At 66.1% G+C, this 25,434-nt stretch carries 25 protein-coding genes and 1 tRNA gene; 13 read left to right on the forward strand and 13 right to left on the reverse strand.

Going from position 1 to position 25,434, the window contains the following annotated elements:
• The 4 genes from flgE to flgB are packed head-to-tail and all read right to left on the reverse strand — an operon-like array spanning position 1 to position 2,871.
• Entirely contained in the window at positions 1-1,221 is a 1,221-nt protein-coding gene (gene flgE, locus BMW87_RS15735; protein ID WP_093057949.1) for a flagellar hook protein FlgE, read from the reverse strand.
• Positions 1,222-1,270: 49 nt separating this feature from the next.
• Positions 1,271-1,954, reverse strand: a complete 684-nt coding sequence (locus BMW87_RS15740) for a flagellar hook assembly protein FlgD (RefSeq protein ID WP_093077320.1) — start codon at positions 1,952-1,954, stop codon at positions 1,271-1,273.
• A gap of 59 nt (positions 1,955-2,013) precedes the next feature.
• Positions 2,014-2,415: a flagellar basal body rod protein FlgC gene (gene flgC, locus BMW87_RS15745; RefSeq protein ID WP_256216791.1), complete on the reverse strand. Its 402-nt coding sequence runs from the start codon at positions 2,413-2,415 to the stop codon at positions 2,014-2,016.
• A gap of 45 nt (positions 2,416-2,460) precedes the next feature.
• Positions 2,461-2,871 carry a flagellar basal body rod protein FlgB gene (gene flgB / locus BMW87_RS15750; protein ID WP_093057952.1) on the reverse strand — a complete coding sequence of 137 codons (411 nt, stop codon included), beginning with the start codon at positions 2,869-2,871 and terminating at the stop codon, positions 2,461-2,463.
• Positions 2,872-3,091: 220 nt separating this feature from the next.
• Between flgB and flgA the strand changes: the two genes are divergently transcribed.
• From flgA to BMW87_RS15775, 5 genes are all read left to right on the forward strand, one after another.
• Positions 3,092-3,796, forward strand: a complete 705-nt coding sequence (gene flgA / locus BMW87_RS15755; protein WP_093077321.1) for a flagellar basal body P-ring formation chaperone FlgA — start codon at positions 3,092-3,094, stop codon at positions 3,794-3,796.
• Between the two features lie 74 nt (positions 3,797-3,870).
• Positions 3,871-4,194 carry a flagellar biosynthesis anti-sigma factor FlgM gene (gene flgM, locus BMW87_RS15760; RefSeq protein WP_093077323.1) on the forward strand — a complete coding sequence of 108 codons (324 nt, stop codon included), beginning with the start codon at positions 3,871-3,873 and terminating at the stop codon, positions 4,192-4,194.
• Complete coding sequence (locus tag BMW87_RS15765) at positions 4,191-4,649, forward strand: flagella synthesis protein FlgN (RefSeq protein WP_177192782.1); 459 nt, start codon at positions 4,191-4,193, stop codon at positions 4,647-4,649. Before flgM ends, BMW87_RS15765 begins: the two co-directional genes overlap by 4 nt.
• Positions 4,650-4,654: 5 nt before the next feature.
• Complete coding sequence (locus tag BMW87_RS15770; RefSeq protein WP_256216792.1) at positions 4,655-5,077, forward strand: YadA-like family protein; 423 nt, start codon at positions 4,655-4,657, stop codon at positions 5,075-5,077.
• A gap of 50 nt (positions 5,078-5,127) precedes the next feature.
• Positions 5,128-5,961: a winged helix-turn-helix domain-containing protein gene (locus BMW87_RS15775; protein ID WP_093077324.1), complete on the forward strand. Its 834-nt coding sequence runs from the start codon at positions 5,128-5,130 to the stop codon at positions 5,959-5,961.
• Positions 5,962-5,968: 7 nt separating this feature from the next.
• On the opposite strand, the gene BMW87_RS15780 is transcribed toward BMW87_RS15775, so the two are convergent.
• Positions 5,969-6,217: a hypothetical protein gene (locus tag BMW87_RS15780; RefSeq protein ID WP_093077326.1), complete on the reverse strand. Its 249-nt coding sequence runs from the start codon at positions 6,215-6,217 to the stop codon at positions 5,969-5,971.
• Positions 6,218-6,433: 216 nt separating this feature from the next.
• Here BMW87_RS15780 and BMW87_RS15785 point away from each other — a divergent pair, with 216 nt between their 5' ends.
• Positions 6,434-7,225: a 4'-phosphopantetheinyl transferase family protein gene (locus BMW87_RS15785; protein WP_093077327.1), complete on the forward strand. Its 792-nt coding sequence runs from the start codon at positions 6,434-6,436 to the stop codon at positions 7,223-7,225.
• Here the strand turns inward: BMW87_RS15785 and BMW87_RS15790 are convergent, their stop codons facing one another.
• A complete protein-coding gene (locus BMW87_RS15790) occupies positions 7,226-8,053 on the reverse strand; it encodes a DUF7822 domain-containing protein (protein ID WP_093077329.1) in 828 nt (275 codons plus the stop codon). It abuts the gene before it with no gap.
• Between the two features lie 437 nt (positions 8,054-8,490).
• Between BMW87_RS15790 and BMW87_RS15795 the strand changes: the two genes are divergently transcribed.
• The 4 genes from BMW87_RS15795 to BMW87_RS15810 all read left to right on the forward strand — a co-directional run bounded on the left by BMW87_RS15795 (position 8,491) and on the right by BMW87_RS15810 (position 16,085).
• Complete coding sequence (locus BMW87_RS15795) at positions 8,491-12,885, forward strand: ESPR-type extended signal peptide-containing protein (protein ID WP_093077330.1); 4,395 nt, start codon at positions 8,491-8,493, stop codon at positions 12,883-12,885.
• 32 nt (positions 12,886-12,917) lie between these two features.
• Positions 12,918-13,787: an OmpA family protein gene (locus BMW87_RS15800; RefSeq protein WP_256216793.1), complete on the forward strand. Its 870-nt coding sequence runs from the start codon at positions 12,918-12,920 to the stop codon at positions 13,785-13,787.
• Positions 13,788-13,916: 129 nt separating this feature from the next.
• A complete protein-coding gene (locus BMW87_RS15805; protein ID WP_177192783.1) occupies positions 13,917-14,888 on the forward strand; it encodes a Bug family tripartite tricarboxylate transporter substrate binding protein in 972 nt (323 codons plus the stop codon).
• Positions 14,889-15,035: 147 nt separating this feature from the next.
• Positions 15,036-16,085, forward strand: a complete 1,050-nt coding sequence (locus tag BMW87_RS15810) for a porin (RefSeq protein WP_093077335.1) — start codon at positions 15,036-15,038, stop codon at positions 16,083-16,085.
• Positions 16,086-16,206: 121 nt separating this feature from the next.
• On the opposite strand, the gene BMW87_RS15815 is transcribed toward BMW87_RS15810, so the two are convergent.
• Together BMW87_RS15815 and serS are read right to left on the reverse strand one after the other, a co-directional pair.
• Positions 16,207-16,296, reverse strand: a tRNA-Ser gene (locus BMW87_RS15815).
• A 59-nt stretch (positions 16,297-16,355) separates the two neighbouring features.
• The gene (serS, locus tag BMW87_RS15820; RefSeq protein WP_093057963.1) at positions 16,356-17,687 is read right to left on the reverse strand and encodes a serine--tRNA ligase; all 1,332 of its coding nucleotides are present in this window, start codon (positions 17,685-17,687) and stop codon (positions 16,356-16,358) included.
• Between the two features lie 62 nt (positions 17,688-17,749).
• On the opposite strand from serS, the gene BMW87_RS15825 reads away from it, so the two are divergent.
• On the forward strand, positions 17,750-18,151 hold the full coding sequence (locus BMW87_RS15825) for a VOC family protein (protein WP_093077337.1): 402 nt from the start codon (positions 17,750-17,752) through the stop codon (positions 18,149-18,151).
• A 7-nt stretch (positions 18,152-18,158) separates the two neighbouring features.
• Here BMW87_RS15825 and BMW87_RS15830 read toward each other — a convergent pair whose 3' ends face one another.
• From BMW87_RS15830 to BMW87_RS15840, 3 genes are read right to left on the reverse strand one after another with little or no spacing between them, the layout of a single operon-like run.
• Positions 18,159-19,124 (reverse strand): threonine/serine dehydratase, encoded by a 966-nt coding sequence (locus tag BMW87_RS15830; protein ID WP_093077338.1) that lies wholly within the window; start codon positions 19,122-19,124, stop codon positions 18,159-18,161.
• Positions 19,121-20,089, reverse strand: a complete 969-nt coding sequence (ispH, locus tag BMW87_RS15835; protein WP_093077340.1) for a 4-hydroxy-3-methylbut-2-enyl diphosphate reductase — start codon at positions 20,087-20,089, stop codon at positions 19,121-19,123. Before ispH ends, BMW87_RS15830 begins: the two co-directional genes overlap by 4 nt.
• On the reverse strand, positions 20,086-20,529 hold the full coding sequence (locus BMW87_RS15840) for an FKBP-type peptidyl-prolyl cis-trans isomerase (protein WP_093057967.1): 444 nt from the start codon (positions 20,527-20,529) through the stop codon (positions 20,086-20,088). The genes ispH and BMW87_RS15840 overlap by 4 nt, the downstream gene beginning before the upstream one ends.
• A 109-nt stretch (positions 20,530-20,638) precedes the next feature.
• Between BMW87_RS15840 and radC the strand changes: the two genes are divergently transcribed.
• Both radC and BMW87_RS15850 read left to right on the forward strand, forming a co-directional pair.
• Positions 20,639-21,316 (forward strand): RadC family protein, encoded by a 678-nt coding sequence (radC, locus tag BMW87_RS15845; protein ID WP_093057968.1) that lies wholly within the window; start codon positions 20,639-20,641, stop codon positions 21,314-21,316.
• Entirely contained in the window at positions 21,316-21,972 is a 657-nt protein-coding gene (locus BMW87_RS15850) for a Smr/MutS family protein (protein ID WP_093057969.1), read from the forward strand. The genes radC and BMW87_RS15850 overlap by 1 nt, the downstream gene beginning before the upstream one ends.
• Before the next feature lie 30 nt (positions 21,973-22,002).
• Here BMW87_RS15850 and BMW87_RS15855 read toward each other — a convergent pair whose 3' ends face one another.
• Together BMW87_RS15855 and BMW87_RS15860 are read right to left on the reverse strand one after the other, a co-directional pair.
• Entirely contained in the window at positions 22,003-24,066 is a 2,064-nt protein-coding gene (locus BMW87_RS15855) for a bifunctional 2',3'-cyclic-nucleotide 2'-phosphodiesterase/3'-nucleotidase (RefSeq protein WP_093077605.1), read from the reverse strand.
• Between the two features lie 142 nt (positions 24,067-24,208).
• Complete coding sequence (locus BMW87_RS15860; RefSeq protein ID WP_093077341.1) at positions 24,209-25,432, reverse strand: NAD(P)/FAD-dependent oxidoreductase; 1,224 nt, start codon at positions 25,430-25,432, stop codon at positions 24,209-24,211.
• Positions 25,433-25,434 lie beyond the last annotated feature (2 nt).

A 25,434-nucleotide genomic window follows, 5' to 3' on the forward strand; every position in this document is an offset into this window, starting at 1 on the left:
TCAGCGGATGTTCATCAGCGTCTGCATGACCTGGTCCTGCGTCTTCACGGTCTGCGCGTTGGCCTGGTAGTTGCGCTGCGCGACGATCAGGTTGACCAGCTCGGAGGTGAGGTCGACGTTGGACGATTCGAGCGCGCCCGACTGCAGCGCGCCGAGCTTGGTGCCTTCGCCCGGGGTGCCGGTGAGCGCGTTGCCCGAGGCCTGCGTTTCAGCCCACACGTTGTCGCCCTTGGGTTCCAGGCCGTTCGGGTTGGCGAACGACGACAGCACGATCTGGCCCAGCAGCTTGGTCTGTTCGTTGGAGAACTTGCCGGTGATGGTGCCGTCGGCGTTGATCGAGAACGAGGTGAGTTCGCCCGAGCGGTAGCCGTCCTGCGCGAGCTTGCTCATGGCGTTGGCCGCGCCGAACTGCGTGGTGCCCGAGAGGTCGACCGTGGCGCTCAGCGCCGCGGCGCCGTTGGTGAAGGTGATGGGGCCGATGTTCAGCTGGCCGTTGGCCGGCGCGGTCATCTTGCCGGCGGAGTCGAAGGTCAGCGTGGTGAGCGCTGCGCCGGCGTTGAGCGCCGCGCCGTCGGAGGTGCCGTACACGCTCCAGGTGTTGGCGGGGGTGGCGCTCTTCACGAAGTACACGGACACGTCGTGCGGGTTGCCCAGCGAGTCGTAGATGGGACCGACGGCGTTCGAGTAGTTGAAGGTGTCGGAGTCGGCCGCGTTGAAGGGCGTCTTGGTGGGCGTGGTGAGGCGCGCGTCGAGGTTGAACTCGGCGTTGATGCCGGTCGTGGCCTTGGGCGTCATGGCCGCGGTCGGGATCTGGATGGCCGCCGGCGTGCCGCCGCTGATGCCGCCGCTGGCGTTCACGCCGAAGCCGGTGAGGCGCAGGCCCGATGCGTTGACGATGTAGCCGTCCTTGTCGCGCGTGAACTGGCCGTTGCGCGAGTACATGACTTCACCGCTGGGGCTGCTCAGGCGGAAGAAGCCGTCGCCGTTGAGGATGGCCACGTCCAGCGGGCGGCTGCTCGACTGCGTCACGCCCTGCGTGAAGTTCTGCGTCACGCCCGACACCGATGCGCCCAGACCGACGCGCGAGCCCGCGTACACGTCCTGGAAGGTGGCGGCGGCCGACTTGAAGCCGACGGTGCCCGAGTTGGCGATGTTGTTGCCGATGACGTCGAGGTTGGCTGCGGCCACGCCGAGTCCGCTGATGCCCTGGGAAAAAGCCATGTTGGTTCCTTGGTTCGATGCTGCGTTGAATGCGTTTTGAGAAAAAAGCTCAGAGGAACAGCCGCACGTCGGACAGGCTGATGTTGTTGCCCGTCATCAGTTCGAGCGAGACCCCGTTGGTGCCCTGCTTGACCGCGGCCACCTGCGAGAAGGTGAGCGAGGTGGCCTTCACGGTCGCGCTGCCGTTGGTGGCGTCGACGGTGAAGCGGTAGGCGCCCGCGGGCACCACGGCGCCCGTGTCGTCCTTGCCGTCCCATGTGACGGCGTTGACGCCTTCGGTCATGGAGCCGGCGCTGATGGTGCGAACGACCTTGCCGGTGCCGTCGACGATCTTGATGTCGACGTCGGAGGCGGTGCCGGGCAGCTCCACGGCAAAGGCCTGCGAGGCAGGTTCCTTGCCCTCTTCGGGAGCCTTGGTGATGAGCGTGTCGCCCGGCGACAGCACGTTGTAGCCAATCAGCGAGGTAGCCTGCAGCAGCTGGTTGGAGTTGGTCTGGTTCACCAGGCCGGAGAGCGTGCTGTTGAGCTTCTCGATGCCGCTCACGGTGCTCATCTGCGCGAGCTGCGAGGTGAGCTCGGCGTTCTGCATCGGGTTGAGCGGGTCCTGGTTGTTCAGCTGCGTGACGAGCAGCTTGAGAAAGCGCTGCTCGCTGTCTTCGTTCGAGACGTTGCTGCTGGTCGCCGCTGAAGTGGCGTTCTGACCGGTGATGGACGAGGTGTCGGAGATGGCCATGGCGTGGTGCCTGTTCTGTTCTGGTGGATCTGATGAATCTGGCGAATCTGGTGGGAGGTTTACTGGCCGATGGACAGCGTCTTGACCATCAGCGTCTTGGCCGTGTTGAGCACCTCGACGTTGGCCTGGTAGCTGCGCGAGGCGGAAATCATGTTGGTCATCTCTTCGACCACGTTGACGTTGGGCATCGCCACGTAGCCTTCGGCGTTGGCGTGCGGGCTCTTCGGATCGAACACGAGCCGCGGCGGCGACTGGTCTTCGATGACGCCCGCGACCTTGACGCCGCCGATGTCCCCGGCGCCGTATGCCGACGGCTCGACCTGGAACACCACCTGCTTCGCGCGGTAGGGCATGCCGTCGGGGCCGGCCACGCTCTCGGCGTTGGCCATGTTGCTGGCGGTCACGTTCATGCGCTGCGATTGCGCGGTCATGGCGGAGCCCGCCACGTTGAAGATGTTCATGGAAGTGCTGTTGAAGGGCATGGTGGCGGCCGCTCTTCTTTCTTGTTACTGCTGGATCGCCGAGAGCAGCGACTTGATCTTCGAATTGATGACGGTGAGGTTGGACTCGTAGCGCAGCGCGTTGTCGGCAAAGGCGATGCGCTCGACGTCCATCTCTACGGTGTTGCCGTCGAGGCTCGACTGGTTGGGCACGCGGTAGAGCAGGTCTTTGTCGGACGCGGCTTGCGCCTGCCCTGCAAGGTGGCGCGACGAGGTGGTGGCCAGCGACACCGACTGCGCCGACGCGCGGCCGCGCTCGACGGCTTCGCTCAGGCGCGAGCCGAAGTCGAAGTCGCGCGCCTTGTAGTTGGGCGTGTCTGCATGGGCGATATTGGCCGCGAGCACTTCCTGGCGCTCGGCGCGGAGGTTGAGGGCTTCGCGGTTGAAACGAAGCGCCGCATCCAGCTTGTCGATCATCTTTTTTCCATCCGTTGAGGCGTCGCCAATGCGCAAGCGCAGCGACAGATGGAAAGCGAGTCTATGCATGCATCGCGTTTGCAATCGCCCGAACAAAGGGGGTTTTCGCCTGCTGCTCGCACCTTCGATCGGCGGGCGGATTTCTAGAATTTCCGGGCGGCGGCATGCGCCCTCTTGCTGTGGCGCGCCGCAATCCAGGCCCTCTTTTCCGACACACCCGATGACCCTCTTCAAGCTTCGCAACCGCAGCCTGCCGGCACTGGTGGCCATGGTGTGCACGGCGTCCGCGTTCGCCGCCGCTGCCGATGCCAATGCCGCCGATGTCAATACGGTCATCGAGAAATACCTGCAGGTGCAGACGGCGGGCTTGCCGGGCAAGGTGACGATCAACATCGACGCACGCAGCACCTCCAACCTGCCCGCCTGCGATGCGCCCGAAGCCTTTCTGCCGCCGGGCGCGACGCCCTGGGGGCGCGTGTCGGTGGGCGTTCGCTGCCAGGCGGAGCGGCCGTGGACGCGCTACGTGCAGGCACACGTCGCGGTGGAAGGCAGCTATTTCGTGGCCGCGCGCGCCATCGATTCGGGCCGGCCGCTGGGCGCGGGCGACGTTACCGAGCGCACCGGCGACCTCACGCGGCTGCCGCGCTCGGTCATCACCAGCGCGGCCGAGCTGGCCGGCGTGGTGACGGTCAACCGGGTGGCGCCGGGCGCGCCGCTGCGCAAGGAGCTGGTACGCGGCGTTACCGTCATCCAGCAGGGGCAGGCGGTGAAAGTCGTGGCGCAGGGCCAGGGCTTCGTCGTCAGCACCGAGGGCAAGGCCATGACCGGGGCCGTCGTCGGCGCCGTGGTGCAGGCCAAGACCCGCGACGGACGGCTGGTCAGCGGCGTGGCGGACGAAGAGGGACAGATCCAGCTCGCCCAGTAAGCAGCTTCGTGCACGCCCTGCCTAAAGTTCTTGCCCAAGCTGCCGATATACGGGTCAGCCCCTGAGGAATCACCTTGAAAATCGATCAACCCGCCCCTTCGGCCACGCCCCCTCATCGCCCAACGCCCGCGCCGGGCGCGGCTACGGTGACCGGCGCCGATGCCGCCCAGCGCCCCAAGGAGGCGGCGCCGGCTTCCGCGCACGTTCATTCGCTGCCCAGCGCCGCGGGCACTGCCAGCGATTTCGATGCGGCCCGCGTGGCGGCGATCCGCGAGGACATCCGCGCCGGGCGCTACCAGATCCGCCCCGAGCGCATCGCCGACGGCCTGCTGGCAAGCGTGCGAGACCTGCTCGACCCCAAGCTCGACCCGAACAGCGGCAAGGGCGGCAACGAATGAAGCCCACCCTGCTGACCCACCTGCGCACCGAGACTGCCTGCATCGAGGAATTCCTTTCGGTGCTGGACCGCGAGGCCCAGGCAATGTCGGACGGCGCGTTCACCGACCTGGCGGCCATTGCCGGCCAGAAGACCGTGCTGCTCGACCGCATGGCCGAGTTGGACACGCAGCGCGAAGCCATGCAGGCGGCGCTGGGCTTCGAGCCTGGCCGCGTGGGTGCCGATGCTGCCGCAGCAGCCGGCGGCCCGGACGTGATGCAAGCCTGGGCTGCATTGCTGGAGCTTGCCGGGCAGGCAAGAGGCCACAACCTGCGCAACGGCTCGATGGTCTACGCGCATCTCGATTTCACGCAACAGGCCCTGCACTTCCTGCAGGCCAGCGCGCAGCTGTTCTACGGACCGGACGGCGTGCGCAAGACACAGGCGGGCAGCGGCAACCGCCTCGCGGCGGGCTGATCGCCGTGCGGGCCGGGCTGCTGGTCATGCTGTGGCTGTGCGCCACCGCCCTGCATGGCGTGGCGAGCGCGGCGGACGGCGTGCTTGTCACCAACGTGGCGCCGGGCGCCCTGCCGGGCGACGCGGTCAACCTCGGCCAGCTGCAACAGGTGCCCGCTGCCTTGCGCGACGTGGAACGCATCGCGTACTCAGGTACGGCGATGGCCGTGGCCATGTCGGCTGCGTACGTGCCCACGCTCTACCCCGGCGAGAAGACGGTGGGCCTGGCCGTCGGCACCTACAAGGGCTACACGGCGGCGAGCCTCGGCTTCAAGACCCTTTCGGACGACGGGCAGATGGCCTGGGGCATGGCCATCGCCAACGCAGGTCGGGACTGGGGCTTCAACGCCGGCATCGGCTGGAAGCTGCCGCGCGCGGGCGACCGCTGAAGCAGCCCTTCCACCCTCACCATCACCAACACACGGAACCCCTCGACATCATGAACAACGACGCTCACGGCGGCTCGCGCCAGGTGGCCATGGTGGGTTGCGACGAGGCCCAGGCGCAGGCATGGGGACAACGGCTGAGCCTGATGGGCTGCGCGCCGGTTTCCTTCGACAGCAGCGACGACTTTCTGCGCGCGGTAACGCGCGGCACGCAAGGGAGCCACTTCGACCTGCTGCTGGTGGTGCTGAAGGACGAGGGCGCGTGGCCGGTGCTGACGTCGATGTGCAAGGCGCTGCGCCTGCCGATCTTCCTGGTCGCCAATGCGCTGCAGCGCGAGCTGCTGGCCGAGGTGCTGCTGGCGGCGGAGCCCGAAGCGCAGGGCGCGAGCATCGATTTCGCGGTGCTGCCGGTCGACGACTTCGAGGTGGAGTTGCGCGTGCGCGAAGCGCTGCGGCGCAACGAAACGCTGCTGCATCCGCCATCGGTGAATGCGCTGTTCGGCGACTACCAGTTCATCGGCAGCCGCAAGGTGGTGGTGCACAAGGGGCAGGACATCCGCCTGAAGCCGCGCGAATTCGAGCTGGCGCTGCTGCTGTTTCGCAATACCGGCCGGCTGCTGGAGCGCGACTGGCTGCTGGGTTCGCTGTGGATGGACTCGCAGGTCGAGCGCAGGAGCCGGGTGCTCGACTGCTGCGTGGCGAACATCCGCCGCAAGCTGTCGCTGCACAAGGACAGCGAGTTCATGCTGCACTCGGTGTACGGACGGGGCTACGAGCTTCGCCATGTGCCGGGCTCGCCGATTGCAGGCACCGTGGACGACTCGGGATTTCCGGACACCTCGAACGAGCCGATCTGGCTGGGGGAAATCTCCCAGGCACGAGCGTAGGAGCCCGTCAGGCCTGGGAGTCGCTCCCGCGGCGGCGCCGGGTCGTCCATTCGTCGACGAAATACCGGGCGCGGAAGCGGGCCCGCTCGAGCGCTGCTTCGCGCGAGGGCTGTTGCGTCAGCACGAACACGCAGCGCTGCACCCGTCCCTGCCGGAGTTCGGCCTTGCCGGCATAGGTGCCTTCCAGGGTCTTTTTGAGGTCCAGCCGGCACGTCCAGCCTTCAGGGAGATTGAAGTCGACGGGGTCTTGGGTCATGGCGTATCGAAGAATAGTTCTCCGCAGGCCGTTTGAAAATGTGACGATCGCCAGCCTCGAGGAACCGCCACCAATGGGCGGGTGCCTGAGCGACCTCTACCAACGCCAGCAGACCGTCCACCCGAGTATCAGCCGGCAACCTTAAGCCGAACTGAAGGCCGGAAAATAAGAGCGCTGACGTCATGGAAGATCGCGCCACCCGAGCAAGAATTGCGGATGCAACAACTGCAGATCGACTCGCACCAGGTTCACCTATGGCACCTGTACGTCCCCGAGCAGGACGACGACGCCACCTGCGAAGAAAAGGGCATGGCCCTGCTGGCGCCCGAAGAGCGCGAAAGGCACGGGCGCTTTCACTTCGCCCGGGACCGGCGCCGCTATCTCATGACGCGGGGGCTGATCCGCTCGCTTCTCTCCTGCTATGCGCCCATCGCCCCGCAGGACTGGCAATTCGAGAACAACGCTTATGGGCGCCCCCGGATCGCCAATGCACTGCCGCAGGCGCAGCGCCTTCGCTTCAATATTTCGCACAGCGCCTCGCTCATCGTGGCGGCGCTGGCGGTGGAGCGCGAAGTGGGCGTGGACGTCGAGCACACGGCAAGGGCTGCCCCGCTGGAGATTGCGGAGAACTTCTTCTCCGCCAGGGAGGCGAAAGAGCTGCAGCAGCTTCCGGCCGGGCTTCAGCCTTCACGCTTCTGGGATCTCTGGACGCTCAAGGAAAGCTATATCAAGGCGCGCGGAATGGGGTTGTCTCTGCCGCTGGACCGGTTTTCCTTCAGCTTCGACGACGCCCACAGCGTGGCTATCGACTTCGAGGACGGCCTCGAGGATTCCGCAGCACGCTGGCAGTTCTGGCAGCTTCAGCCGGACAACGCGCACGCCGTGGCCCTCTGTCTTGAGCGAACTCAATCGCAAGACGTGCAGATCCTGTGCCGGAAGGCAACGCCGCTGCTTGCGTCCTTCGGGGAATTCCAGGGCACGGTGACGCGCCGGTCAGCAGGTAGCTGACTACTGACTGGCTGATTGGCCGCGCTCCGCCTCGAATTCGGCCCGGTTCCACAGGCCGAAATACAGCACCTCGGACCATTGCAGACCGAGCGGGTGCTCCGTGGCGCCGGTGCGGGTGCTGTCGCAGTCATCGTCCAGCCGCAGCCCGAAAAAGGCGTCGAGCGGGGAGGCGCACTTCTGCGTGGTCGCCTGTTTCAGCTGCCGCCCTGCCTCGGCGATGTCGGCCGGCAGGGCATCGATGGCAGCGCCCACGCGCAGGCATCGCGCGATCTCCTGTTCCACGCAGGCTCGCAGCGCCGCCTCATCTGATTCGGACATGGTGTCGAGCTCGATCGTCTCCAGCAGCAGGTAGCGGTCGCGATGGGCTTCGAGGAAGGCGATCGTCTCGTCGAGCCAGATGGGCAGATGCACCAGCGCCGTGGACGCACTCGCTGGCTCAGCGGGGGCCGTTTCCGTCTGTGGCGAAACCAGCCGCTTGAGACGCCCGAGGAAAGACACCGGCTGCGCTGAAACGGCAGGTTGCGGCTCGGGTGCTGATGCTTGCGCCGCAAGGAGAAACCGCACGATGTCGATGAAACGCCGCACGCGCTCGAAGCCCGGATCGAAGCTGCTGCTGATTGCATGGAGCCTGACCTTGTGCTCCGGCTCGTCGTCATCGAAGCCATCCGACACCAGCGAGGCACACAGCTGCGGATCGCCCGACATGAGAAGCCTGTACATGAACGGCACGTCGTAAGGCCATTCGGACAGGCCCGAAATTGTTTCCGGGCGGTCGGCATATGCGCCGGGCCGATTGCTGACGCTGTAGAGATAGGAACGGTTGGCCATCTGGAACTCCCTGATTCGCGCGCCATTGTTCGAGCGCTACTGCCCGATTCTAGGAGGTAGGCCCGGCTGAATGACTATTCCCAGGAAACCTGAAATTAAGAAAAAACTTCGACAAAATCAAAGACGCACCAATAAGAGGCATCACTTTTTTGTCGCCACCGATATCAAAATAGTGATTCAGAAAAATAACTACATTGAAAAAATAAAACAACTGTGATATTCATTTAATTCACTAGTATTTTCATATTACTATTCATCGATAACGCTCGATTTAAAATACAAATCAATTTGACACAATGACTCCAAAATGCGACATGGCTAGTTGCAAATACCCGCCCTCCTTTTAAGATTTATTTAGAAATAATAATTTCTAAGTGTTTCTTAAGTGGAATGGCCTCACGACCATTCAATAGTTTTCCAACGGATGGATGGGGCTCATGAACACAACTTATCGCTCGCTCTGGAACGAATCCCTTGGCGCCTGGGTAGCGGCGTCGGAACTCACTTGCGCGCGCGGCAAGCGCAGTGGGAGTTGCGTGACGGCCGGTGCACTCACGCTGCCTCCGTCGAGGCGCCTGCGCTCGGGGATCATGACCGCGCTGCTGACCATGGGCGGGCTTGGAGGGGCCTCGCTGGCGCAGGCGCAAGCGATCTGCACTGCGGGGCCGTACTACGTCTATAGCGGCAGCTCGACTTGCGCAGGTCAGCAGTCCCAAGCGACTATGGGCGGAGCCACAGCTATAGGCTTTAACGCCAGCAGTACGGGGCTGAATGCCACGACTCTCGGCTACGGCGCTATTGCCTCGGCGGTCAATGCTCTTTACCTGGGCGCGCGTACCGCTGGAGGAACCGGAGCAACCGGAGAGTCGTCGATTGCCATCGGTACGGATGTCGCCTCCACTGGAGCGGGGTCCATCGGTATCGGCGTGCAGTCGAAAGCAACTGGAAACGGCGTTGCCGTGGGTGCGTCAGCCGTTGCCTCGGCGACGGGCGTGGTCGCAGTGGGCGGTGGGGCCACGAGTTCGGCAGTCAACGGTGTAGCTGTTGGCTCCGGAGCCAGTGCGTCCGGAGTCAACTCCATTTATCTAGGCGCACGCACCGCCCCGACGGCAGGTTCGCTGAGCGAGAGTTCGATCGGAATCGGTACGGACGTGACTGCGAGCGACACGTACGCAACCGCCATCGGCTTCAACACGAAGGCGACCGGGCTGCGCAGCGTTGCCCTTGGATACCTCGCAAATGCGGCCGCATTGGATACCGTTGCGCAAGGTACCCGCAGCCAGGCAACAGCTCAGAACGCCATCGCCGTCGGCTTCCAGTCGATCGCGTCCCAGCTGAATTCGGTCTACATCGGCTCGCGTACCGGCGCGGGAACGGGGGCCACAGCAGTCGGCGCTGTCGCCATCGGCACGGATGTGACGGCGTCCCAGCTCAACACCACAGCCATGGGCTTCCAGAGCCAGGCGACCGGACAAAGCGCAGTGGCTGTCGGGTCGACTGCGGTCGCTTCGGGTACCTCTGCAATGGCGCTGGGGACGGGCACGCTCGCAAACAACGTCAATGCTGTCGCGCTCGGCGCTTCCGCCAATGCCACCGCGGCCGGCGCCAGCGCCCTGGGCACCTTTGCCAATGCTTCGGGAGCGAACTCCACAGCGGTCGGTGTCAGCTCGACGGCCAGCGGCTTGCGCGGGTTCGCTGGCGGCTGGGGGAGCAACGCCGTAGGCGCCGATGCCGCAGCCATCGGCACGTCGGCCAACGCGGCAGGAACAAGCTCGGCAGCGCTCGGCAACCTCGCCAATGCTTCGGCGGATTTCTCGCTGGCCATGGGCAATCAAGCCCTCTCGAGCGGAGTCGGCTCGGTCGCGGCGGGGTCGGGAGCCAACGCCGCGGCCGACGGGACCGTGGCGATGGGCAACAACGCTGCGGCAACCGTCACGCGCGCAACCGCACTGGGATTCGGCACAGCAGCGAGCGGCCAGAACGCTACTGCAGTGGGTGCACTCGCCAATGCGTCCGCAGCGCAGGCGGTCGCTATCGGCAACAGCGCCAATGCCTCGGCGCTCAATGCGATAGCGATGGGCACCAACACCGTCGCCGACTCCGCCGATGCAGTCGCGATCGGCAACAGTTCCAGGGCCACCGGCGGCAAGGCGGTGGCCATCGGCTCCGGCAACGTCGCCAGCGGCAATGGCGCCGTGGCGATCGGCGACCCGAACACCGCCACCGGCAACGGCGCGATCGCGAATGGCCTGGACAACACCGCCACCGGCAACGGCTCCGTGGCCATGGGCAACACCAACAAGGTCGGCGGCGGCGGCCAGGATGTGAGCGTGCCCGGCACGGCGGCTCAGGGCGCAGTCGGCATCGGCTACCAGAACACCGTGGTCGGCCAGGGCAGCGTGGCCATCGGCAGTACCAGCAAGGCGCTGGCCGCGGGCGCGGTCGCGTTCGGCGACACGGCGGTGGCGAACAATGCTCGCGACGTGGCGCTGGGCTCGGGCTCCACGACGGACGTGGCGGTCGGTACGCCCAACGCCGTGGTCGGCGGCACGACCTACAACTTCGCCGGCACCACGCCGACGAGCACGGTCAGCGTCGGCGCTTCGGGTGCGGAGCGCACCATCACCAACGTGGCGGCCGGCAGGATCTCCGGCTCCTCGACAGATGCGATCAACGGCTCGCAGCTGTTCGGCACGAACCAGCAGGTCACGAAGAACACGAACGACATCACCAACATCAACGCCGGCGCGGGCATCAAGTACTTCCACGCGAACTCGACCCTGCCCGATTCGCAAGCGGTGGGGACGGATTCCGTCGCCATCGGCCCGAACGCGGTAGCCAACAACGCCGGCGCCGTGGCGCTGGGCTCGGGGGCCACGACGGACGTGGCAGTCGGCACGGCCAGCGCCGTGATCGGCGGCACGACCTATAACTTTGCCGGCACGACACCGGCCTCGACGGTGAGCGTCGGTGCAGTGGGTGCCGAGCGCACGATCACCAACGTGGCGGCCGGCAGGCTCTCCAACACGTCGACAGATGCGGTCAACGGCTCGCAGCTGAATGCAACGAATCTGCAGGTCACCAAGAACACGACCGACATCACCGTCCTTGGCAACACGATCAACGACATCAACACCGGCGCGGGCATCAAGTACTTCCACGCCAATTCGACGCTGGCCGACTCGCAGGCGCTGGGGACGAATTCCGTCGCCATCGGACCGAACGCAGTGGCCAACAACGCTGGCGACGTGGCACTGGGCTCCGGCTCCACGACGGGCGTGGCAGTCGGCACGGCCAGCACCACCATCAACGGCACGACCTACAACTTTGCCGGCACTACGCCGACGAGCACAGTCAGCGTTGGCGCGGTGGGCGCCGAGCGCACGATCACCAACGTGGCGGCCGGCAGTATTTCCGGCTCTTCGACCGATGCCATCAACGGCTCGCAGCTGTTTGCCACCAACCAGTCGATCGAGAACCTCAGCACCACGGTCACAGCCAACAAGACCAGGTACTACAGCGTCAACTCGACCGGTGGCGGCAACGAAGACAACCTTGGCGCGACTGGCGCCGATGCCATCGCATCGGGCAAGGATGCGAGTGCAACTGTCGCCGGCTCCGTGGCCATCGGTTCAGGCTCCGTCTCCGACCGCGCAGTCGCAGGCAGCACCGGCAACATCCCCGCGGGCAGTTCGCTGATCCCCTTCAACACGACCGACCGTACGCTGCTCGGCGCCCTCTCCGTCGGCAGCGCCACTACCTACCGCCAGATCACCAACGTGGCCGACGGCACGCAGGCGCAGGACGCCGTCACGGTGCGCCAGCTCAGCGGCGCGCTGCAGTCGTTTGCGGTCACGCCCATCCAGTACTTCCACGCCAACTCCACCGCGGCCGATTCGCTGGCCATCGGCACGGAGTCGGTGGCGGTCGGCCCGCAGACGGTGGTCAACGGCAACAACGGCGTGGGCATCGGCAATGGCGCCATCGTGCAGCAGAGCGCACCGGGCGGCATTGCAATCGGCCAGGGTGCAACCTCGCACCTGGCCGACTCCATCGCGCTGGGCACGCAGTCGTCGGCCGCCGCGGTGCAGGGCGTGGCGCTGGGCGCGGGCACCAGCGTGACACAGGCCGGCGGCGTGGCGCTGGGAGCTGGCTCGGTGGCTTCGACTGCGGCAGGCGTGGCAGGCTACGTGCCGCCCACCGCCACCGACGCGCAGCGCATTGCCATAGGCGCGACCACCAGCACGCTGGCGGCCGTGTCGGTGGGCAATGCCGCCAGCGGCCAGTTCCGCCAGATCACCGGCGTGGCCGCGGGCACGGCCGACAGCGACGCGGTCAACGTCTCGCAACTGCGGGGCGTGCAAGGCCAGGTGGCAGTGATCGATCAGTCGACGGTCAAGTACGACACCAACGCGGACGGCACGACCAACTACAACAGCGTGACCATGGGCGGCAGCAATGCCACCGGGCCCGTCACGGTGCACAACGTGGCGCCGGGCGTGGCGGGCACCGACGCGGTCAACGTCAACCAGCTCAATGCGGTCAGCGGCGGCCTGAACAACCGCATCAACGCCCTCAGCGACCGCCTCGACGGAGTCGAGAAGAACGCCTATGCAGGCGTTGCCGCGGCCATGGCGCTGCAGATGCCCGGAAGCTACGTTCCGGGCAAGACGGTCATGCGCATCGGCGCGGGCTCCTTCAAGGGCCAGAGCGCGGTGGGCGTCAGTTTCCGGCGTACCTCCGAGAACAACGCCTGGAGCATCACCGGCGGCGTGGCCACCAGCCGTGCCGGCGTGGGCGCCACCGTGGGCGCGGAATGGGTCTTCAACTGATCGCCGTACGAATGAACTGGACGCACCCCATCATGAACAAGCTTCTTCAAGCCAAGGCCCCTTTCACTGTTCTCTGCCTCGCGGCACTGCTGGCCGGCGGCTGCGCCAGCCCGAGCTACACCATCACGCCGGAGATGCAGGCCCGAGCCGCTTCGGAGAACCCGGCGCCGCCGAAGGACGAAGACTTTCCCGCGCTGAACTCGGCCAAATGGCAGCAGGGCGCGTTCCCGAGCGTCGAGGCCTTGCGCAACATGCGCACCGGCCTGGGCAAGGACCAGGTGCGCGAACTGCTGAGTTTTCCGCACTTCAGCGAAGGGCTGGGCGGCGTGCGCGAATGGAACTACATCTTTCACTTCCGCACCGGTGCGGGCCCGGAGTACATCACCTGCCAGTACATGGTTCGCTTCAATGCAGACGTGCTGACCAACGGGATGTACTGGAAGGGGCCGGGCTGCGCGGATGTGCTCAAGCCACCCGTGGTGACGAGGCCTGCCGCGGCCGCTCAGCCGGCGGTTGCTCCTGCGAAGACGACGCTCGGTGCCGACGGCCTCTTCCGCTTCGACGGCCGCTCGCTGGCCGACTTGCTGCCTGAAGGGCGACGCAAGCTGGACGCCCTGGCAAGCGACATCAAGGTCAGCGTCAAATCGGTGGACACGATCAGGGTCACTGGCCACACCGACCGGCTCGGCAGCAGCACCTATAACCAGGCACTCTCGCTGGCGCGCGCCAACACCGTACGCGACTACCTCGTGCAAGCTGGCGTGCCCGCGCAGAACATGCAGGTGCAGGGCAAGGGCGAATCGGAACCGAAGGTGCAATGTGCGCAGACACGGCGGGCAGAGCTGATCGACTGCCTTGCTCCGAACCGCCGCGTCGAGATCGAGGTCTTCGCGCAGCGCTGAACTCTTCGGCGGGCCTCGCATACTCATTCATCAATACGAAGGAGGTATAAAAAAGCATCTCGAATGAGTATTTCCAGATATGGATTTGTCTCCCTAGGATGCGTCCACAACTATCAGGAGACGAGACATATGAAGAGGATCACCACTCTGGCTTTGCTATGGGCCGCCGGCTTGCAATGCACCATGGGCACTGCGCTTGCACAGAGCGCGCCCTGGCCCCAACGAGCCATCAAGATCGTGACGCCAACGCCACCCGGCGTCGGCTCCGACATCTTCGCGCGCAGCTATGCCGACCAGCTCTCGCGATTGCTGAAGGTGCCCGTGATCGTGGAGAACAAACCGGGCGCGCTGTCGACCATCGGCACGGACGCGGTGGCCAAGGCAACGCCCGACGGCTACACGGTGCTGTTCTCGACGAGCAACCCGTTCACGATGACGCCGTTTCTCCTCTCGAAGCTTCCCTACAACCCGAAGGAAGATCTTGTGCCTGTGACGCAGGCACTCAAGGGCGGCTCATTCATCGTGGCGAACAACACGGTGCCCGCGCGCAATACGGAAGAACTGGTCGCACTGGCCAAGCGCCAGCCGGGTCACGTGAGCTTCGCGTCTTACGGCTCGGGCAGCACCTCGCACCTGGGCTTTGAGCTGCTGCAGGAAGCAGCGGCCATCGAGATGCTGCACGTTCCCTACAAGCAGGGCGCCATGCCGGATGTGATCGGTGGGCAGGTGATGCTGGGCTTCGAGCCCCCGATCTCGGCATTGCCGAACATCAAGGCGGGCCGGGTGAAGGCACTGGCCTATACCGGCAGCCAGCGCAGCGCGGCACTGCCCGACGTGCCGACCGTTGCAGAGCGCTATCCCGGTTACGACGTGTCGACCTGGCTCGGCTTCTGGGTGCCCGCGCGCACGCCCGAGGCCATCGTCGAGCAATTGAACCGGGCAATCACCACCGTGACGCGCTCGCCGGAGATGGCGCGGCAGATCGCCGATGCCGGGCTGGAGCCGATGACGACGAATTCCGCCGACACCCGCGCCATCATCGAACGCGAGGCCCAGACCATGGGCCGGCTGATCAAGGCCAAGGGCATCCGCATCGACTGACGATGCCCCGGCGCGGCTGAACGAACGCCGCTCCCCATTCTTCTTCTGAGGTTTTCACGCCGTGGTGCTTGCAGCGCAAGCACCGCGCGCCGACACGCGCCAACACGCGCCATTTCCGCACGCCATTTCTACAACGAGGAGACACGCATGAAGACAACAACCACCCCACCCTTTCGCCGCCGGCTGCCGCACACCATTGCGGGTGCGCTCTGCATCGCCGCCAGCGCTGGCGCGACAGCTCAATCGAGCGTCCAGCTCTTCGGTACGCTGGACATGAACCTCACGTACACGAAAAGCGACGGGCGCTCCGTCAAGTCGATGGACCAGGGAGGCAACATCTTCCCCAGCCGACTCGGCTTTCGCGGCACGGAGGACCTGGGCGGCGGGCTGGCCGCGAGCTTCTGGCTGGAAATGGCACTGCTGCCCGACACGGGCGAGGTCCAGGGCGTCGGCTTTCACCGGCGCTCGACGGTGAGCCTGTCGCACAACAGCGTCGGCGAGCTGCGGCTCGGGCGCGACTACACGCCCACGTTCTGGAACATCTCGCAGTTCTCCCCCTTCGGCACCGTGGGCGTCGGCGGCTCTGCCAACATCGTCGAAGGCTGGCCCTTCGGCCTCGGCGGCGCACGCACGCTGGCGCGAGCCAACAACTCCGTGGGCTACTTCCTGCCCAAAAACCTGGGCGGCTTCTACGGCCAGGCGATGTACGCCCTGCCCGAAGGCGAGGACGGCGCCCGCTACCGCGGCGGGCGGCTGGGCTGGACCAACGGCACGGTCGATGTCGCGGCTGCCTACGGCGTGACACCGGTCGGCCCCAACGACTACAGCGTGGCCAGCCTGGGCGGCACCTACGACTTCGGGCTCGCAAAGCTCTACGCGAACTACTACCGGCAAAAGACCGAGGGCGACAAGCAGGTCAACGTGATGCTGGGCCTGGGCGTGCCAGTCGGCCCGGGCGTGATCAAGGCCTCGGTGGCACGCTCCAACCGCTCCGGACCGGGCATCGACAGCGACGACGCGACGCAATATGCCGTCGGCTACGTGCACTACCTCAGCAAGCGCACCGCGCTGTACGGCACCTACTCGCTTGTCCGCAACCGCGGCAATGCGGCCTACACCGTTGCCGACTCGGCGCCGGCCAGCACGCCGGGACGCGCAGCGCGCGGGCTGCAGTTGGGCATTTCGCACAACTTCTGATCGGGTCAGCTGCAAGAAAAAAGCCGCAGTGAAAAATCACTGCGGCTTTTGATAGTGGCTTTGCCAGCAGAAGAATGAAAGGCCAGAAGGCTTTCAGCAATCAACCGCTTGCAAGCGTATTTGGAGGAGAGGGAGGGATTCGAACCCTCGGTACTATCGCTAGTACGCCTGATTTCGAGTCAGGTACATTCGACCACTCTGCCACCTCTCCGGTGCTGTCGAGCCTGCGATTATAGCAGACAAAAATGGGGCTTTTGAAGCTCCCTGCGATCAACCGCGCAGAACTTCAAGCCCGCCGAGGTACGGACGCAACGCCGCAGGCACGTTGATCGAGCCGTCTTCGTTCTGGTGGTTTTCCAGCACGGCCACCAGCGTGCGGCCCACAGCCAGGCCGGAGCCGTTGAGCGTGTGTACGAGCTCGTTCTTGCCCTGCGCATTCTTGAAACGCGCCTGCAGGCGGCGCGCCTGGAAGGCCTCGCAGTTCGAGACGGAGCTGATCTCGCGGTAGGTGTCCTGCGCCGGCAGCCAGACTTCGAGGTCGTAGGTCTTGCCGGCGGTAAAGCCCATGTCGCCGGTGCACAGCAGCACGACGCGGTACGGCAGTTCCAGCGCCTGCAGCACGGCTTCGGCATGGCCGGTCATCTGTTCGAGCGCGTCGTAGCTCTTCTCGGGGTGCACGATCTGCACCATTTCGACCTTGTCGAACTGGTGCTGGCGGATCATGCCGCGCGTGTCGCGGCCCGCGCTGCCGGCCTCGGAGCGGAAGCACGGCGTGTGGGCAGTGAGCTTGATCGGCAGTTGCGACTCGGCCACCACCTCGTCGCGCACGAAGTTGGTCAGCGGCACTTCGCTGGTGGGAATGAGGTACAGCGCCGAATGGTCGGGCGCGGGTTCGCCGTCCTGGCCGCCCTTCTTCGCGGCGAACAGGTCGCCTTCGAACTTGGGCAGCTGGCCGGTGCCGCTGAGCGTGGCAGCGTTGACGATGTAGGGCACGTAGCACTCGCTGTAGCCGTGCTTCTCGGTCTGGATGTCGAGCATGAACTGCGCAAGGGCGCGGTGCAGGCGGGCGATCGGACCCTTCATGACGGTGAAGCGCGAACCCGCGAGCTTGGCGCCCATCTCGAAGTCGAGGCCCAGCGGCGCGCCCAGGTCGACGTGGTCCTTCGGCGCGAAGGCCAGCGGCGTGGCATTGGCGCCGGCGCCGCCTTGCGGGCTCCAGCGGCGCATTTCGACGTTGCCTGTCTCGTCCTCGCCCACCGGCACACTGGCGTGCGGCAGGTTGGGCACGGCGAGCAGCAGCGCGTGCAACTCGGGCTGGATTTCTTCGAGGCGCTTCGATTGCGACTCTTGCTCGGCCTTCAGCGCATTGACCTCGGCCATCAGCGCATCGACCGACTCGCCCTTGGCCTTGAGCGGGCCGATCTGCTTGTTCAGCGTGTTGCGGCGCGCCTGGATTTCCTCGGTGCGGGTTTGCAGCGTCTTGCGCTCGGCCTCGAGCGCGGTGAACGCCGACACGTCGAGGTACGGCTGGTTCTTCTTGCGTTTTTCGAGGCCGGCCACAGCGGAGGCCAGGTCTTTGCGGAGCAGGGTGATGTCAAGCATGGGGGGGATTTTAGGTGGGCGTAGCATCGCGGTCCCACTGACCCACCTCGAAGGGAAAAACGATGGAAGCCTATCTGACATTCAACGGCAATGCCGCCGAAGCGCTCGCGTTCTACGCCAAGGCGCTGCACGGCAAGGTCGTCTTCAGCATGACCTTCGGCGAAAGCCCGGCGGGAGCCCAGACGCCGGCCTCGTACAAGGACAAGATCATGCACGCCACGCTCGAGGCCCGCGGCCACAAGCTGATGGCCTCCGATGCGCCACCCGAGTGGCCCTTCGAGGGCTACAAGGGCTTCTCTCTATCGGTGCAGGCCGACAACGTCGACGAAGGCAAGAAGCTGTTCGACGCGCTGGCCGAAGGCGGCAAAGTGACAATGCCCTACGGCCCGCAGTTCTGGGCCACGGGCTTCGGCATGCTCACCGACAAATTCGGCGTGGCCTGGATGGTGAACTGCGAGAAGTAAGAACCGATCAGGCAACCGTCGCAGGATCGACGTTCGCCCCGCAGACGATCAGGCACACCTTCTCGCCTTCGCGCGGCACGTAGGCGCCGGTCTGTAGTGCAGCGAGCGGCAGCGCGGCGGCCGGTTCCACCGCCAGCTTCAGCTCTTTCCAGAGCCACTGCTGGGCTGCGCGGATGGATTCGTCGGACAGCAGCAGCGCGTCTTGCACCTGCTGCTGCGTGATCTCCCAGGAAATGGCACCGATGCGGCGTGCGCCGAGCGAATCGGCCGCGATGCCGCCCACTTCCACGTCGACCGGCTCGCCGGCTTCGCGGGCACGGAACAGCGTGGGCGCCTTCTCGGGTTCGAGCGCCACCACGCGGGCGCGCTTCTCGAACCAGCCGGCAAGGCCGCCGATCAGGCCGCCACCGCCCACGCTCACGAGCACCGAATCGGGCAGACCGCCCTGCTGTTCGATCTCGCGGCCCAGCGTGCCGGCGCCGGCCACCACTTCGGGCTGGTCATAGGCGTGCGTGAGCAAGGCGCCGGATTCCTTCTGGCGCGTCAGGCAGGCGGCCAGCGCATCGGGATACAGCTCGCCGACCACGACCACTTCGGCCCCCAGCGCACGCAGGCGCGCGCGCTTGGCTTCGGGCGACACGCCGGGCAGGAACACCTGGCAAGGCACACCCAGCGCACGCGCAGCGGCGGCCGTGGCAATGCCCGCATTGCCACCCGAGGCCACGACCACGCCGCTTTGCGGAATGTCGTTGGCCAGCAGCCGGTTCATCATGCCGCGCGCCTTGAAGCTGCCGCTGACCTGCATGTGCTCGAGCTTGAGCCAGATCTCCGCGCCCGGCACCTCAATGCCGAAGGCGCTTGCCGGCAGCTTCCACAGCGGGGTTTCGCGCAGGAAGTGGCCGGCGCGTTCGCTCAGCCTTCGGGCGGCGCTGTCTATTTCAGAGCGCCAGTCGGTTGTTTTCGTATCGTTCAAGAGATGTGTCCTGGAGGCGGAATGTCGTCGAGCTTGAGGCCCTTGGGGAGCGGAAACTTGATGGTTTCCTCGATGCCGTCCATCTTGCGGACCGACACCGCGCCGAACGCGCGCACGCGGTCGATCACCTCGCGCACCAGCACTTCGGGGGCCGAGGCGCCAGCCGTGAGGCCGATGCGCGTCTTGCCCTCGAACCACTCGGGTTTCAGCTCTTCGGCCGAATCGACCATGTAGCTCTGGGTGCCCAGCCGCTGCGCCAGTTCGCGCAGCCGGTTGCTGTTGGAGCTGGTGGGACTGCCGACCACGATCACGAGGTCGACCTGAGGGCTCATGATCTTCACCGCGTCCTGGCGGTTCTGGGTGGCGTAGCAGATGTCCTGCTGCTTGGGCTCGCGCACCTCGGGGAAGCGCGCGCGCACCGCGGCGGCGATCTCGGCGGCGTCGTCCACGCTCAGTGTGGTCTGGGTGACTACCGCCAGCCTGGAGGTCTGCGTCGGCGAGACCTTCGCCACGTCACCCACGTCCTCTACAAGGTGGATGCCGCTCGACAGCTGCCCCATCGTGCCCTCGACCTCAGGGTGCCCCTTGTGGCCGATCATGATGAACTCGTAGCCCTCTTTCGCGAGCTTGGCCACCTCGACGTGCACCTTGGTCACCAGCGGGCAGGTGGCGTCGAAGATCTCGAAGCCGCGGTCGCGCGCCTCCTGCTCCACGGCCTTGCTCACGCCGTGCGCGCTGAACACCAGCGTGGCGCCGGGAGGCACGTCGGACAGTTCCTCGATGAAGATCGCGCCCTTGGCCTTGAGCTCGTTCACCACGTAGGTGTTGTGCACGATCTCGTGGCGCACGTAGATCGGCGCGCCGAACTTGGCGATGGCACGCTCGACGATCTCGATGGCGCGGTCGACACCCGCGCAGAAGCCGCGCGGCTCGGCCAGGATGACTTCTGAGATCTCGGAGTTCATAGCACCCCGATCAGCTTCACTTCGAAAGTGACGGGCTGGCCGGCCAGCGGATGGTTGAAGTCGAAGCGCACACCGGTCTCGTTCGACTCGATCACCGCGCCGGCGTAGCTGCCGGTGCCGTCGGGCGTGGGGAACTGCACGACGTCGCCAACGGCGTACTGCTCGTCGGGGTCGCCCATCTGCGCGAGCAGCTTCCTGGCCACCCACTGCTGCATGTCGGGGTTGCGGTCGCCGAAAGCCTCGCCGGCGGGCAGCTCGAAGGTGGCGTGCGTGCCCTCTTCCAGGCCCATCAGGCGCTGCTCCATGGCAGGAGAAAGCTCGCCGGTGCCGAGAGACAGGGTCGCGGGTTTGTCGGCGAAAGTATTGATGATGTCGCCCGCCGGGCCGGCCAGCCGGTAATGCAGGGTCAGAAAGGAGCCGGAAGTCACGACTTGGGACATGGGGGCAGCGGAGGTGGGCAAAGACAAGGTGGGTGTCCCGATAAACTGGGCCTCATTTTAAGGACCGGGGCTTCCACCCGGCTCCGCCAAGGTTTCACCCCAGGGTTTCATGTCATTCAAGGATCTCCCCCTAGACGCCCGTCCCCGCGAAAAACTCATCTCGCGGGGAGCGTCCGCGCTGGCCGATGCCGAGCTGCTGGCCCTGCTGCTGCGCACCGGAGTTGCGGGCAAGAACGTGCTGCAGCTGGCGCAGCAACTGCTCGAACGCTTCGGCGGGCTCTCGGGGTTGCTGCACACCGGCGCCGAAGACCTCAAGGCCGTCAAGGGCATGGGCGGCAGCGCCAAGCGCTCCGAGCTGATCGCCGTGCTCGAACTGGCACGCCGTGCCATGGGCGAAAGGCTCAAGGAGCGCGCGGTGTTCGACTCGCCCGGCGCAGTGAAGCAATACCTGCAGTTGCACATCGGCTCGTGCTCCTATGAAGTTTTCGCGGTGGTTTTCCTCGACGTGCAGCACCGCATGATCGCTCTGGAAGAAATGTTCCGCGGCACGCTCACGCAGACCAGCGTCTACCCGCGTGAGGTCGTCACGCGTGCCATCCACCACCAGGCCGCGGCCGTGGTGCTGGCGCACAACCACCCGAGCGGCAACATCGAGCCCTCGCGTGCCGACGAGTCGCTCACGCAAACGCTGCGAGCCGCCCTGGCGCTGGTGGACGTGCGGGTGCTCGACCACATCATCGTGAGCCCCGGGCAGAGCTTCTCGATGGCCGAGAGAGGGCTGCTCTGATGGGCTCGCGCGCTCCCTCGCTCAAGAACCTCGCCGACCTCAAGCAGGTGCAGCGCGCGCTCGCCGAAACCCGCGAGCGCGAAGCCGCCGAGGCAGCCGCCAAGGCAGCGGCCGAACGCAAGCGCGCCGCCGAGAAAGACCTGTTCGCCCGAGCCATCGGCGCCACCGAACCATTGCGCCGCAAAGCCGCCGTGCCGCTCGCACCGGAGCCGCCCGCGCCCATCCCCGTGCAGCACCAGCTCGACGAGCAGCGCGTGCTGCGCGAGTCGCTCTCCGACGAGTTCGACGTGACCACGCTGCTCGACGTGGACGACGCCATGAGCTTCCGCCGCCCCGGCATCGGCACCGATGTGACGGCGCGGCTGCGCAAGGGCGACTGGGCGATCCAGGCGCAGGTCGACCTGCACGGGCTGCGCAGCGACGAGGCGCGGGAGGCGCTCGGCGGCTTCATCCGCACGGCCTACAAGCAAGGGTTGCGCTGCGTGCGCGTGGTGCACGGCAAGGGGCTGGGTTCGCCGGGCAAGCAGCCGGTGCTGAAGACCAAGACCCAGCGCTGGCTGATCCAGAAGAACGAAGTGATCGCCTTCGTACAGGCCAAGCCTGCTGAAGGCGGGGCCGGCGCCCTCGTCGTGCTGCTGGCGCCCGCGCGGCGCTGAGCCGCACGGGACGCCGGTTTCTCTTTTGCCTTACTGGCTCAGATCGAGCTTGTAGACCGAGCGGCCCTTGCCGCTGCCATCATCGGCCGTCAGCAGCGAGATGTTCGTCAATCCGGCATCCGTCGCAGCGCTCAGTTGGCCCTGCCCCGACGTGAACACCACATTCCCCGCCGTCGTCACTTGCGTGAAACGCCAGCTGCGCGCCGCACCGTTGGTTGCACGCGTGATGGTCTTCTTGGCCTTGATGTAGTCGATCAGCACGTCGCGGTTCGCATCCGGCGATGCATAGATCGTCGCGCGCCCGTCCAGCGCGGGGATGAAGCTCGCACCGCTCGTCGCACGGTAGTTGTTCGTCGCGATGACGAACTCCTTCGCCGGGTCGATCGCAGCGCCCAGGTACGTCAGGTTCTTGATCCTGCTGCCCACGTCCTGCGTCACGTCGATCTCGTACTGCACGTCGGGCGTGGTGAACATGTCGAAGTTGTAGCCCGGAAAGGTGCTGATGAGCTGCTGGTCGGCCGTGGCCGTCAGGCTGATCTTGTTGAAGCGCTTGGCCGCTGCTTCGAGCCAGCTCTTGATTTCCGCGCCCGTCACCTTCACCGCATACACCGTGTTCGGGTACAGGTACAGGTCGGCCGCATTGAAGATCGCCAGGTTGCCCACGGCCACGTCGGTGTAGTCGCGACCGCCTTCGTAGCCCGACTTGAAAGGCGCGCTCACTGACAGCACCGGCAGGCTCGCGTACTGCGACAGGTTGGCCTGGATGTAGGCCTTCACGTAGTCGGCCTGCGCCTGATTCACGATCTGGATCGCACCCGGGTCGCCCACGTCCGCGAAGAAGGTGTTCATGCGGAAGTCGGTACTGCCGATAGGCGTCTTCACGTAGGTGATCGCGGCCTTGTGCTGCGTATCGACCAGCGGAGCGATCGCAGGGTCGGCATCGACGTACACGGCCTTGTTGGCGCTGTCCTTGCCTGTCTGCGTGGAGCGCGCGTCGACCACGGTCTTGCTCTTGTCCACGCTCCAGGCCTTGCCGTCGTACTCCAGCTCCAGCTTGATGAGGCCCAGCGACTTGCCCCACGACGAAGCCATCACCGCCGGCACACCGTTGACGGTGCCGGCCGTGTTGTCCACGCCGGCCTGCGTGAAGCCGGGCTTGGCGCTGCGGTCGGGGAAAACGGCGTGCTGGTGGCCCATCATCAGCGCGTCGATGCCCGGCACCTTCGCGAGGTACAGGGCCGAGTTCTCCATCGTCGGCGAGTAGGCCGATCCGTCGATCCCGCCGTGCTGCAGCGCGACAACGATGTCGGCGCCCTTGGCGCGCAGTTCGGGGATGTACCGGGTTGCCGCTTCCACCGTGCCCTCAGTGCGCAGCTTGCCTTCGAGGTAGCGCTTGTCCCAGTTCATGATGCCGGGCGTGGTGAAGCCGATCACGCCAACCTTCAGCGGCACCGTAACGCTCTTGCCGTCGGGCCCGGTCGCGGTGAACTGCTTGTTCAGGATGACGTACGGCGCGAGCAGCGGCTTGCCGGTCTTCACGCTCTGCACGTTCGCCAGCACCAGCGGAAAGCTCGGCCCGACGCACTTCTTGGTGGCGTCCACGCCATCCACATCGAGCCCGCCGCCGATTGCCTGATTGAGAAACTCCAGGCCGTAGTTGAATTCGTGGTTGCCGAGCGTGCCGGCATCGAAGCCCGTGGCGTTCATCGCCTTGTACATCGACAGCGGCTGCGTGCACGGAATGCGGTTGATCAGCGCCTCGTAGTCGGCCAGCGCCGTGCCCTGGATGGTGTCGCCGCTGTCGAACAGCATCGTGTTGGCGAACTCCTTGCGCGCCGCGTTGATCAGCGTGGACGCGCGCTCGTAGCCGTACGACTTGTCTTCGGCAACCTTGAAGTAGTCGAAGCTCAGCACGTTGAAGTGCAGGTCGGTGGTTTCGAGCAGGGCCACCGTGGTGCGCGTGCCCTTGGCCACCGGTGCGGGCGTGGTGGGCGTGGGGTTCGACGTCACCGGCGGAATGACGACGTTGCCGCCGCCGCTTCCGCCGCCACAGGCGGTGAGCGCGGCGGCCAGGACGGCGGCACAGGTGGTCATGGGGACAAAACGCGAAAGCGACGTGGCCGCTGCATCGTTCTTCATCGAGAGGTCTCCCTGCAAATTAGAGGAAGACCAGTCTCTGAAAGCAGAGTGACAGGCCAGTGAACCGGGCCTGACCTGCGGCACTCTTACGACAGGTTCACGACAGGTGATTCTTTAGTGGTACCGCCGCATCCGCCACCGCCGCCGCATCGGGGTTGCGCCCCGCTTCGAGCAGCTTGCGGCTCATCATGTGATCGACCGGCGCATTCACCGACTCCACGCACACGAGCTGCCCGTCGACGTAATGGAACAGCGAGAACGCATCGGGCTTCGGCCCCGCGCGGCGCACGCTGCTCAGGCCCGGCGTGCCTTCGGCCGGCATCAGGCCGACCATCTGCAGGCGCATGCCGCCCTGGTCGGACCAGAACCACGCGACCGCGTCGTGCGCGCGCGCCGCGCCGGTCAGCGTGGCCACTGCGGTGCGCGCCTGGTCGTTGGCGTTCTGCACCGATTCGAGCCGTAGCGCCCGGCCCGCGCGGCGGTCGGGGAAGCGCGTGCAGTCGCCCACCGCGAGCACGTCGGCCGCGCTGGTCTGCATGTGGCCGTCGACCACGATGCCGTCCGCGCATTCGATGCCGGCCGCTTGCGCGAGCGCGGTCTCGGGAACTGCGCCGATGCCGAGCAGCAGCAGGTCGACAGGCTGCTTCACGCCGTTGACCTGCACCGACACCAGCCGGTCGCCTTCGACTTCGAACGCGCCGGTCTGCGCGCCGAGCACGATGTCGATGCCGGCCGCGCGGTGCGTGGCGAGCACGTGCGCCGACAACTCGGGCGACACCGCGCGCCCCAGCAGCCGCGGCGCGCTCTCGATCACCTGCACCGACTTGCCGAGCGCCTTGGCAGTGGCCGCCACTTCGAGCCCGATGAAGCCGCCGCCGAGCACCGTCACATGTTCGGCCGCCGCGAGCCGCGTGCGCAGGCGATGCGCTTCGTCGGCCGCGCGCAGGCTCGCGACGTTTTCCAGGCCCGGCTTCAAGTCGGGCATCTGGCGCGCGCGGGTGCCGGTGGCCAGCACCAGCTGCTGCCACGGCAGGATCGCGCCCGAACGCAGAGTGACGGTGTGCGCCTCGCGGTCGATGGCCACGGCGGCATCGCCCAGGTGCAGCGTGATGCCCGCCTCGCGATACCAGTCGGCGGCCTTGTGCGGCTGCGTGGTTTCTTCCGCGCTCTTGAGAAAGGCCTTGGACAGCGGCGGGCGGTGATACGGCTCGCAGGCCTCTTCGCAGACCAGGTGCACGCGCGCGCCCTGCCCTGCTTCGGCAAGGCCGGCGCAGAGCTGGGCCGCGGCATGGCCGCCGCCGATGATGACGATGGAATTCATGA

Origin of the sequence: Variovorax sp. OV084 (assembly GCF_900111625.1) — a bacterium.
GTDB lineage: Bacteria > Pseudomonadota > Gammaproteobacteria > Burkholderiales > Burkholderiaceae_C > Variovorax.